This window comes from Chryseobacterium cupriresistens (genome assembly GCF_046614675.1).
Taxonomy (GTDB): Bacteria; Bacteroidota; Bacteroidia; order Flavobacteriales; family Weeksellaceae; genus Chryseobacterium; species Chryseobacterium cupriresistens.
The window spans coordinates 1-283 of the sequence record NZ_JBKKJT010000051.1; the positions used below are offsets into that span (position 1 = coordinate 1).

Genomic DNA, 283 nt, shown 5'->3' on the forward strand with positions numbered 1-283 from the left:
GATCACGTCGAAGCCGGCGGCCTGCAAGGTCTGCGCCACCAGTCCGGCGTCGTTTGCGGCGGTCTGCAGCGCGCCGGCCTGGTAGGCGCCGTTGCCGACGACGAGCGCGAGGCGCTTCTCCTGGTCCTCCGCATGGACAGGAAGCGCGGCGAACGACACCAGACCGACGATCAAAGCCCACAGAATGCGCGCCATAGTGGTCGTCCCTTTTCTTCTCGAGAGTTGGCGTAACGGATGGAAAGGCTACTTCCGTGAATGCGCGCTGAACAGGATTGCGGCAATT

General features: G+C 63.6%; 1 protein-coding gene. It reads right to left on the reverse strand.

Going from position 1 to position 283, the window contains the following annotated elements; all coding sequences use genetic code 11:
* On the reverse strand, positions 1 to 195 hold a 195-nt coding region (locus ACLI50_RS22620; RefSeq protein WP_411414684.1), incomplete at its 3' end, for a caspase family protein.
* Positions 196 to 283 lie beyond the last annotated feature (88 nt).